The organism is Paracoccus sp. L-17, from assembly GCF_056857655.1.
In genome coordinates this window covers 1-10,153 of the sequence record NZ_JBSXNM010000009.1, presented here as the reverse complement: position 1 = coordinate 10,153, position 10,153 = coordinate 1, and the positions used below count along the sequence as shown (strand labels likewise).

General features: G+C 63.1%; 7 protein-coding genes. 3 read left to right on the top strand and 4 right to left on the bottom strand.

Features of this window, described 5'->3' with window-relative positions:
• Positions 1–637: 637 nt before the first annotated feature.
• From AC13CR_RS00240 to AC13CR_RS00230, 3 genes are all read left to right on the top strand, one after another.
• Positions 638–829 (top strand): hypothetical protein, encoded by a 192-nt coding sequence (locus AC13CR_RS00240; RefSeq protein ID WP_482900379.1) that lies wholly within the window; start codon positions 638–640, stop codon positions 827–829.
• A complete protein-coding gene (locus tag AC13CR_RS00235; protein ID WP_482900378.1) occupies positions 810–2,612 on the top strand; it encodes a RiPP maturation radical SAM C-methyltransferase in 1,803 nt (600 codons plus the stop codon). The genes AC13CR_RS00240 and AC13CR_RS00235 overlap by 20 nt, the downstream gene beginning before the upstream one ends.
• Positions 2,613–2,878: 266 nt before the next feature.
• Positions 2,879–4,174, top strand: a complete 1,296-nt coding sequence (locus tag AC13CR_RS00230) for a class III lanthionine synthetase LanKC N-terminal domain-containing protein (protein ID WP_482900377.1) — start codon at positions 2,879–2,881, stop codon at positions 4,172–4,174.
• 358 nt (positions 4,175–4,532) lie between these two features.
• On the opposite strand, the gene AC13CR_RS00225 is transcribed toward AC13CR_RS00230, so the two are convergent.
• The 4 genes from AC13CR_RS00225 to AC13CR_RS00210 form a co-directional block, all read right to left on the bottom strand.
• On the bottom strand, positions 4,533–5,207 hold the full coding sequence (locus tag AC13CR_RS00225; RefSeq protein WP_482900376.1) for a YcbK family protein: 675 nt from the start codon (positions 5,205–5,207) through the stop codon (positions 4,533–4,535).
• Between the two features lie 73 nt (positions 5,208–5,280).
• The gene (locus AC13CR_RS00220; RefSeq protein ID WP_023851444.1) at positions 5,281–5,568 is read right to left on the bottom strand and encodes a DUF6127 family protein; all 288 of its coding nucleotides are present in this window, start codon (positions 5,566–5,568) and stop codon (positions 5,281–5,283) included.
• A 20-nt stretch (positions 5,569–5,588) separates the two neighbouring features.
• The gene (locus tag AC13CR_RS00215; RefSeq protein WP_482900375.1) at positions 5,589–6,665 is read right to left on the bottom strand and encodes a DUF2793 domain-containing protein; all 1,077 of its coding nucleotides are present in this window, start codon (positions 6,663–6,665) and stop codon (positions 5,589–5,591) included.
• A 10-nt stretch (positions 6,666–6,675) separates the two neighbouring features.
• A partial coding sequence (locus AC13CR_RS00210) for a baseplate multidomain protein megatron (protein ID WP_482900374.1) occupies positions 6,676–10,153 on the bottom strand: 3,478 nt, incomplete at its 5' end.

Genomic DNA, 10,153 nt, shown 5'->3' with positions numbered 1-10,153 from the left:
GCTTTCATGCTGCCTTGCGCCATCCAAAACCATCCGCACAGCGCGTTCGCGCACTTCCGGTGAATACTTGTTTGTTGTCTTTGTCATGATGCTCCATCCTGCTCATGAGTTGGAGCCTCCGGCAAACCCGGTGCGGTTCAGCTCGCCTCTCCCGGTCCTTGCACAGCCAGTTCGCGTGGCCGTGCGCCGCGTCTCCTACCAAACTTGGCGATTGGCGACGCTCGGCTTCCGCCGCGCCAGAAAGAAGCGCAGGTCATGCTGTCGATAGCTCGCCGCTTCCTTCTGCAGATTACCAACGTATCCTAGGCGGCTGTCGGTCAAGCAGGCACGCTTCAGCGGACTACGCCGGGACCCACGGGCTACCTTTCTGTAGACGCCGCAGTGATTCTCTGCCACCCTGGACCGAATTGAAAGCTAGTACAGTGTGGTCGCTGTAGACGTTTTTTTTCGGCAATCATCGGCTGGTATGCCCTCATGACCCGTTTGCCACTGATAGCTCTAATGCTGGCTCTAATCGAAGGGCGCGTGTCAAAGGAAGCTTGCTTTGACGACAATGTCCCGCTGTCCGGTCGGGGTGAGATCACGGACGAGGCGGCCTCCCTGCTAGTTGCTTTCAGCAAGTACGTTGACGGCCTAGATGAGCCGAAGAAAGGGCGCCTTCGCCTTCGGCTTTGCGAAGCTGCTCTCAGGGAGATTGATGCTCGACTTGAGCCGCGAGGAGCACGAGCGTGAATCAACACCTCAATCGATGGGCGCTCGTCAGCATGCCGTGGTTCTGGCCATATTTGCCGTCTATTCAGCTGGCGATTGTGAAAGACCTGTTGGATGAGGCTGAGGTCGAGGCCGATACTTACGAATTTTACACCGACCTCCTCGATCGCGTTGGACCGAACTTGTACAAGGCTCTCGCCAACGACTCCGGCTTCGCGGGAGAACTGGTATTCTCCCAATTTTACTTCGAGAATCATAGCCAGCAGTGGTCTGACAGGCCGCATTTGGGGCTCGCATCGAAGGAAATGGAAGATGATATTTTTCGGTTTATAAGCCCCGTTGCTGAGAACTTCCTAAACGACTGTTTTAACTCAGTTGATTGGGGCGCGTACGGCGTAGTAGCGTTCACTCTGACGGCGACCCAATCCGCCGCATCCATGTGTCTAGCACAAAGGATCAAGAAAGAGTTTCCGGCAATCCGGATTATCTTTGGCGGAACAAGTTGCGCTGGAGAAATGGGTGTGGCACTTGCGCTCGCCTGTCCAGAGGTCGACTTCGTCGTTCATGCGGAAGCCGAAGTGACTGTGCCTCGAATCGTCGAGGCACTTCGCGGGAAAACTAGTGTCGCGGCCATCCCCGGACTCACGTGGCGATCCGGTGAGAATGTAACCACAAACTCTCGCGCCGGGCTCCACAACCTGCGTCGCCGACGAGGGCCGCTTAACTTCGACAGTTACTTTGAGCGCATCAAATCAAACGGTGCAGACAAGTGGTTTCGGCCATGGATTCCGTTCGAGACGAGTCGAGGTTGCTGGTATGGAGAAAAGGTGCAATGTACGTTCTGCGGGCTGAATGAGATTATTGGATATAGGAGCCGCGGAGCGGAGGGCGTTGCGGAAGAGCTGGCGCATTACGCAACACGGTACGGGTGTGATCGGTTTTTCTCGACCGACTTGATTATGCCGAGGGACTTCTTCACTTCACTCCTCCCTAGGATTGATTCGGAAGGGCGAGATTGGACGATTTTCTATGAGATTAAGTCCAACATGCGGCGATCCGAGGTAGAGCAGCTCGCCCGAAGTGGTGTGCGCTGGATCCAGCCCGGGATAGAGAGTCTCGACGACCGCGTCCTTAAGATAATGAAGAAAGGTGTTACGGCCGCTCGAAACATTCAGATTCTCAAGTGGTCGCAGGAGCTAGGCATCCAAGCGAGCTGGAATTTTATACACGGCTTTCCGAATGAACCGGCTGACGCGTATTTCGAGATGGCATCTATTCTACCCAAGCTGGTCCATCTGCAACCGCCAGCCGGCTTAGGCGACTTCGAAGTTCATCGGTTTAGTCCATACTTCGAGCACCCGGAGGATTTTGGGATCGTCCTACATGGAGCCCATCCTCTCTACAGAACGGTCTTTCCCATCTCGCAAGCGCTGCTTGACGGACTTGTCTATCGGTACGGCTACTCGCTGAGAGATGCCCCGGACCCCCGCCTAGCGTGCGCACGCGAGGCACTCCGTTCAGCCGTCATAGAGTGGTGGACCGCCAGAGAGAGAGGAGCTGAGCTTTCTTACCAGGTCACATCTGACGGAAGCATTCGGATAAAGGATTGGCGCTCTACTCTCCAGCCAGAATATATCGAGGTCCAAGCTGAGGAGGCCCTTCTGTTTGATTTTCTGGACGAGATGCAACCAGATGTCACTTTGGAAGAGCGCTTCGCGCAGCAGTATCCGGAAGCGCACCATCGCATGGGCGGCTCGAGAATAGTGAGGAAGGCTGTGCAGGAGTGGCTTGAGGCGGGTCTGCTGATCAAGATCAGCGGTTACGTAGTCGGATTGGCCGTGCGAAAATCTGCAGAAGTTTCAACCAGCAGAAACTTGGAGGAAAGACATGCCTACGCCTGATGTTCGAAAGACTTTAGACGATGTGGTACAGGAACTAAGACGCGATCCCGACAAATACAAGCAGTTGAGAGGCCGCATTGAGCAGGCTTCATCCGACGAGGAACGGGCAGAGATCTTGGTCGACTTCGCGACCAGCGATGAGAAGCTCCGCGGAATCGTTCCCGACGAACAGACCACCGCAGGGATAGGAACGGTCACGGTGACTACGGTTCTAACCCCAGCGGGTCCACCTCGCGAGTGAACGAGTTTTGATCTCTGGCGGCAGCATGCATGCGGCTTCTGGACCTTGCGGTGAGTGCGCTGTCAGAAGCGCTCTCCCCGAGCTCGGAGTAGCCGATGCAGAAGACTTTTGGATTTACGGCGGTCCGCCTGTTTCTGCCCGACAGGGCTGGAAGCTGTACATATCCACAACGATCCTAAACTTTCAGGCGATACTGGCGGATGTGTTGCCGCTGCTAGAAAAAATGCGGATCTCGTTTAAACACGCCCGTTCCACAGCCGAGGTGGAAGCTCTCAATTCGGGGAGATGCGGCTTTAGTCAGATTGGGAAGTGCATTGTTCTATATATTGAGGAGCACCAAATCGGCCGGCATTTGATTGAAGAATTGAAGAACTGTCTTCTTCCGTATGCGTATAAGTGCCCGCAGGTCCCTTACGCACGATGCTTAGGGGGCAGCATACCAGTATATTACCGATACGGCGCCTATGCATCTGACAACCTCGAGATCGCGGAATCAATTCGAGCAGATAATCGCAGCGATATTGCCTCCGCAGTGCCTGACGAGATCGAGGACGTCCTGCTCATCTACGCTGACCCCCCGCAAGTAGACCGTGATTTTGACCAATTCCTGGTCCGCTTCCCAGTTTTCCAAGCGTTGAAACATTCAGGTAAGGGTGGCGTGTTCCGCGCGCTCGACATTTCTCAACATTCTCTTACTGAAGTTGTCCTTAAGGTGGGCTATCGAAACGGTCAGATGATGGAGGACGGCAGAGACGGTTTTCGCCTACTGCAGGCCGAGTGGGAGGTGTTATGCGAACTACATAGTAGGGCTGGTTCCGATTTGCTCCCGCACCTGCACGGGTATCAGGAGTTCCAGACGCGAAATGTGCTAATCCTCGAAAGTTTGGCGGGGCCGGACCTGTACCTTCTAAAGCGTGACGGAAAACTTTCCGTAGGTCACATCGAGGCTGCTATAAGGATACTGGAGCGAGTGCATCAAATGGGCTTCGTTTTAATCGATGCGAAGCTAGGGAACTTTGTTGTGTCAAATGCACAGTCGGCCGAACTAAAGCTAGTTGATCTCGACAGCGCTGTGGATATCAACGACACAAGTCGCATATTCCGTCCAAGCTTCTGGCCGCGCGGTGTAGATCTCAGCGATCCTTGTAAGTTTGACCGAGTTCATCTTCTAGTTTCAGCGGTTTTTTCCTATGACGATGCGGTCCATGACAGGGACAGGTATGTCGATGTGCCGGATCTAGTACGCTCCGCAGCATCCGGGAGCAGTTTTGACCAATGGATATCTAAATGCCTGGCTCTTGAGTGCGGGATCGAGGCGTAGCTGAGCTTAACCTCCAACGACCGGCGATGCCTCAAAGAACTACGGCCGCGCCGTGCACGGCGGCGCACTGGCTGTGGCCTGCTCCTTGGGAAATCCCGCGTTCCCAAGGCTGTCTGCCCTCGACCGAGCACACGGCGACGAAGCTGATCTTCCTCGTGTCGAACCGCGCCTAGGAGGAGTGGGGATGCCACCTCTGATCGCGCTATTGCCAGCGCTCTGCTGGCCATCCTCTCTGACGAGTGCTTCACGAGACCCAGAGAGCCGTGGTCGGCTGACGATCATCAGCACGCCAAGAGGAGCAGGTCAGCCACAACTAAGCGATGCGGTGGTTTTTGGCATCCCGTAAGTTTGGCGGCAGTCACCGCCGCCCCCGGCGCCAGTCATCGAGGCGGGCGTAGATCGTGACCGCGATACCGCAGAGGGCGACTGCGATGAACACCCAGCGCAGGGTATCGAGATACGAGACCAGCGGCAGGACGGCGCTTTGCGTCTCCGCCAGCACCTGCTGGGCCACCTCCACCCCGGCTGCACCCAGCGTCGCCACGCCTGCCGCGCCACCGCCTTTCATCGTGCGGCTGTCAGCCAGCACCTCGCGCGCGGGCGGCGTCTCGGCCGCAAATGCAGCTGCCCGGACCGGGAACCGCTCGCCCCACTGCCGTGCGGGCCCGAGATCGACATGGATGAACCCGGATCGCGGGTAGAAGCCGAAGCCGAGGAACCCGACCTCCCGTGCCGCCGCCTCGAATGCCGCAGGGTCGTGGTTCGCCATGGCGATGTCGAAGGCGGCGCCATCGAGGTGCTTGGAGCGGGTCGCGCCGCCGACGGCGCGGTTGTGCTCTGGGCTGCGATAGGCGGAACGCACGATCAGCGGCTTTTTCAGCCGGTCGCGCAGCGCCTGCAGCTTGTCGAGCGCCGGTTCGTTGATCAGCAGCTTGCCGGTGCCCCGGCAGGCGATCTCGGCGGGCGAGAAGTTGGGCCAGCGCCAGGTGCCCTCGGGCGCGTCGCGCCAATGGCGGTGGAAGGTGGTGGTCATGTGGGTCCTCCAAAACGAAAAACCCGCTTCGAGGGCGGGTCATTGCGGGCTGATGAATGGGGATCGGGCGCGGCTACGGACCGCCGCCGAAGATCTTGAGCTTGATGGCGATGCCCGCGAGCAGCGCCAGCATGACGCCGGTGGTGATCATGCGGACGGCGGTCTGCATGGCGGTGCGGCGCACCAGCCGGATGCAGTCCACCAGGGAGCGCAGATCGCGGATGTCGAGCGCGGCCTCGTCGCCGTCGAGCCCGACATCGGCCAGCGCGCGCTTCGCGCCTTCCTCCGCCGCCCGCGTTAGGATCGCCTCGAACTCGGCGTCGGGCATGCGCACGAAGCCCTCGGATCGGGGTGGTGTCATCGGGATCCTCCTTCCGCCGCTCAGCCGATCTTGCAGCCCCAGAAGGACGTGTGATCGGCGGCGAAGTAGCCGTCCGCGACCCGGAAATAACCCTGCAGCTCGACGGTATCGCCCGCGGTCAGCGGCACCATGGACTGCAGCCAGATCGCGGTAGCCAGCGAGACATGAGTGGCGGAAATTTCGCCGAGGGAGCCACGGATTTCCGTCGTGCCGTTCACCACGAGCCGCCCGCGCATGCGGGCCGTGGCGCTGGCGTTGATCTTGTAGAGCAGCGTCGCGCCGAAGAGGTAGGTGCCGTCCACCGGGGCCACGAAATGGTTGTTCGCGGCGTCGAAGGCGCCCTGATCGTTGTAGTCGGTGTTGTTCAGGCCGATCTTCGTCCAGGTCGCGACGCCGACATAGTTGTCGTAGTTGGTGTACGCCTTGAACCGCGGCAGCCGGGGCTGGTCGACGACGCCGGTGGCGTTGTCCACGCTGAGGCCATCGAAGAAGGTACTGCCGTCGGCGGAGACCGCGAGGCGGAAGCGGTCCGACCCGAAGAGCCCAACCAGCGCCTTGGTCACGAAACCGGTCTGCAGGGTCAGCCCGAGATCGTCGCCAGCGGCCTCCTTGTTCATGGTGTAGAACAGATCGCCGGTGCCACCCTCGGCGACGGTCTTCGCGGTCCAGAGTGCCGCGTTCAGCTTGGCCGAGAACGGGTTCGACGCATCCGCCGTCGTGCCGACACCCAGCAGCGCCATGTTCTGAAGCGCTACTGGTGTGGTCCCGATCCAGCTCGCGCCATCGTAGACGAGCAGCAGGCCCTCGTCCTCCACCCACACCCGCCAGCCGGTCCGCGGCGGCAGGCGCAGCCAGGCGCCATCGGTCCAGAGCGCGACGTTCAGGTCCCACCCCGCCCAGTCGTCCGTCGCGCCGGAGCCGACGATGTAGCGGTCGCCGTCGGCGGGCGAACCAGGCGGCGCGGTCAGGTCCCGGTCGAGCACGGAGAGCTGGACGAGCCCGTCGAGGATCCGCAGCGCCTCGTTGTGGGTGACATGCTTCTGGGCCTGCGCCGCCAGGATGTAGGGCAGCAGGAGATGGGTCGTGGCGTCGGACATGGGATGGCCTTCAGAACAAGAGCGTGACGGTTTTCGGCGCGCCCCGCCCGACGAGGGCGGAGAGCTGGAAGATGCGGATGTCGAGTGTGTCGCCGGGGCCCAGCGGCGCGCCCCAGTCGGCGGTCTGCTGGGCGGCGGTGTAGACGGCGCTGGTGGTCGCCGTGCTCAGCACCCGCTTCACAGCAAGGCCGTCGAGGATCTCCACCTCGTAGGCTTCCAGTTCCTCGGCCAGCGGCACCTCAAGCCCGCCCCAGCTGTCGGCCGCGAGCGCGCGGGATCGCCGCGTCCAGCGGATCGTCAGGTCGCCGGGCGAGCGGGGCTTTCGCCATGGCTGCTCCAGATGAATGACCGAAAACGGCCGCAGCCCGACGCCTTCAGGTGTGAAGGCCTTCGCAACGTAGGTCTCGTCGCTGACCGGACGACTCGCCGGGCCGATGCGCCAGTTCCACGGGATGCCGAGATCGGCCTCGGCGATCGGCAGGAACGCCAGCGCGGCGTCCAGCACTACCACCCGCGCGCCAGCGGGCGTCGGGTTACCCATCGCGCTCTCGGTGCCGCGCTGGCCGCGCAGGAGCCGGGTCAGGCGATACCGGCCGGGCGCCAGCAGTTCCGCCGCGCCCGCCTGCACGATCTCCCAGACCCCAGGCGCGCTCTCGATGGCGAGCGCGTTCGCCCCGCCGAAGAGGGTCAGATCGGTGACGCTCTCCAGCGTGCCGGTGAGCAGATCGACCACAAGCGCATTGCCGAGGTCGAAGCGCGAAATGGGCCCGGCATAGAAATCCGAGACCAGTGTCCCGATCCGGGCGCGGCTGCCGAACGTGGTCAGCAGCTCGAAGCCATCGGTCGAGGGGCTGCGGAACACCGCCATCTCGCCCGGCCAGGGAACCGCGTGCGCGGCGACCATCGGCCGATGCGCGGGCTGGTCCTCGGTCAGCTGCGGCAGGTCCATCAGCACCGCATCCGGCGCGCCGAACACCACTGCGCGCGTCAGCGACGCCGCGCGGGGATCGCCGGGCGGCAGGTCGTAGGTCGCGCGGTCCTGGCGCACCGCCTCGATCCCGCGCGCCTCCGCGTCGGCGATGGAGACGAGCCGCAGGTCGACCAGCCGCCCGTCATGCTCCAGCCGGATCGCGTCGGCCGGATCGAGCGCGAGACGCGAGGGCGGCAGACGGAACGCCGCCGTCTCGCGCCCCACCCACGCCTCCATCAGCGCGCGGCGGCAGCGCCGCTCGGCCTCCTCGGGCGGCACCGCCATCGGGAAGGACTCGGACGCGATCCGCGTCGTGTCCACGGTGATGCGCCGGGCCTCGACGAGGGCCGCGTCGTAATCCTCGTCGGCGCGCGCGACCTGCCATTTCAGCGCCTGCGGCAGCTCGGTCTCCTGGCCGCGCGTGAGCTCCAGCACGTCGCCTTCGCGGGCGGCCACAAGATCGTCGGGCGCGAGGGTCGCGACGGAGGCCCGGCCGCGCATCACGAAGCGGATCACGCCCTCGGTCTCGACGGCGTCGAAGCCGAAGTGGCGTGAGAGCGTGGTGATCGAGGCGCGCGGGCTCTCCAGCGCGGTGATGGCGTATCCTTCGACTGCCCCCCAGAGCCCGGTGACGTCGATGCGATCCTCGGGCAAACCGGCGCGCCGGCAGAGGTGCCGGACGAGTGCGGCCAGGGACACCGCCCCGAGCCGTCCCGTCAGCCAGTGCCCGAGCCGCCAGTTCGCCCCGTCCGTCCAGACATCGGTCAGCGCCGGAAAGAACGGATACGGTCGCGCGTCCCAGGTCCAGGCGGCGCATTCGGTCACATGCACCATCCGGCCGCCGTAGACCAAGGAGATCGGGTTGTTGGCGGCCTCGCCCCACCAGAGGTACGTCGCCTCGAGATAGGCGCGCTGGATCGCGTCATCGCGCCAGCCCCGCGAGAAATGCGGCGTGAAGCTCTCGGACGACTTCGGGTCGAAGAAGACGTTCGGCTGGTTGGTGCCACGGTCGATGGCCGGACAGCCGAGTTCGGTGAACCAGATCGGCTTCGACTGCGGCACCCAAGCGGTCGGTGTCCCGCTCTCAACCCCGCCCGGGCGGTTGTAATGCGCATTCGACCACCAGGCACGCAGATCCTTGTAGCGGAAGACCCACGGCTTGGCGGCCGCGCCGTCTGTGATCGCGGTCCGGACCTGTGCGGATCGGTCAGCCGCGCTGGCATAGAACCAGTCGAAGCCTTCGCCGCCCGCGATGTTCCCCTGCAGATAGGCCCGGTCGTAGATCGCGGGCCAGCCCTCGGCCGCGTCGAGATGCTCGAAGCCGTCGCGCCAGTCGGAGAGTGGCATGTAGTTGTCGATGCCGACGAAATCGATCTCGGGATCGGCCCAGAGCGGATCGAGGTGGAAGAACACGTCCCCCGAGCCGTCGCCCGGCTGGTGCCCGAAGTATTCCGACCAGTCGGCGGCATAGCCGATCCTGGTCCCGGACCCGAGGATCGACCGCACATCCGCGAGCAGGTCCCGATAGGCCTGCACCGCCGGATAGCTGCTGGCGCCCGAGCGGATCGTCGTCAGCCCCGGCATCTCGGTGCCGATCAAGAAGGCATCGACCCCGCCCGCCGCCGCGCAAAGATGGGCGTAGTGCAGCACCATGCGGCGAAGACCCCAGTCGCCGGGCGCGCCGGTCCACGAAACCGACTGGCCGGAGACGCTGAAGCTCCCGGGCGTGGCTGCGCCGAACAGCGCCGCGACCTGACTTGCGGCCGTAGCGGTCTTGTCGACGGTCCCGGCGAAACCAGCGGCTGGCGAACAGGTGATACGACCGCGCCAGGGGAACGCAGGCTGCCCCGTCGCGGCGGCGTTGTCGGAATACGGGTTCGGTAGCGTGTTGCCGGGCGGCACGTCCATCAGGATGAACGGATAGAATGTGACCCGCAGTCCGCGCGCCTTCATCTCCTGGATCGCCTGGACGACGGCGAAGTCGGACGGAGTGCCGCCATAGACGGGCCGATCCTGATCGTCGCGGCTGACGAGGAAGGCGCTGGCGCGGCTGACGCCATTGACCGACCAGCTGGCGGGCGTCGTCGACTTGGCCGACACCTCGACGCCCGGCCGCACCTTGCAGGAGCCCGCGCGCAGATCGTCGCCGAACCACGCCACTACGAGGCTGACGCTCTCGACCGCAGGCGCCATCGCCTGCAGCCGGTCCAGCGCCTCCACCATGTCGGTGGAGTCGGCCAGCGCGTTCAGGTTCTCGGGCACCGTCGCGCCGCCATCGGTCTTGCGGATCGCCTGCGTCGCGTAGGTGAACTCGCCCGAGGCGGGGATCATGGTGACGGCGCGGGTCAGCCCCTCGGCGGTGTCGGGATCCGCGAGGGGCCGGAAGACCTCGAAGGAGAGTTGCGGCAGGCGGTTTCCATAGGTCAAGAGCGCCAGTTCCTCAAAGACCACGTAAGCCGTTCCGCGATAGGCAGGCGTGCTGGCCGCGCCCATCTTCACCGCGATGAACGGGTCCGGC

Excerpts from the sequence above, each read along its gene's own strand:
- AC13CR_RS00240 (WP_482900379.1), top strand. The coding sequence starts at position 638 with ATGAGCCGAAGAAAGGGCGCCTTCGCCTTCGGCTTTGCGAAGCTGCTC.
- AC13CR_RS00230 (WP_482900377.1), top strand. The coding sequence starts at position 2,879 with ATGCATGCGGCTTCTGGACCTTGCGGTGAGTGCGCTGTCAGAAGCGCT.
- AC13CR_RS00225 (WP_482900376.1), bottom strand. The coding sequence starts at position 5,207 with ATGACCACCACCTTCCACCGCCATTGGCGCGACGCGCCCGAGGGCACC.
- AC13CR_RS00220 (WP_023851444.1), bottom strand. The coding sequence starts at position 5,568 with ATGACACCACCCCGATCCGAGGGCTTCGTGCGCATGCCCGACGCCGAG.
- AC13CR_RS00215 (WP_482900375.1), bottom strand. The coding sequence starts at position 6,665 with ATGTCCGACGCCACGACCCATCTCCTGCTGCCCTACATCCTGGCGGCG.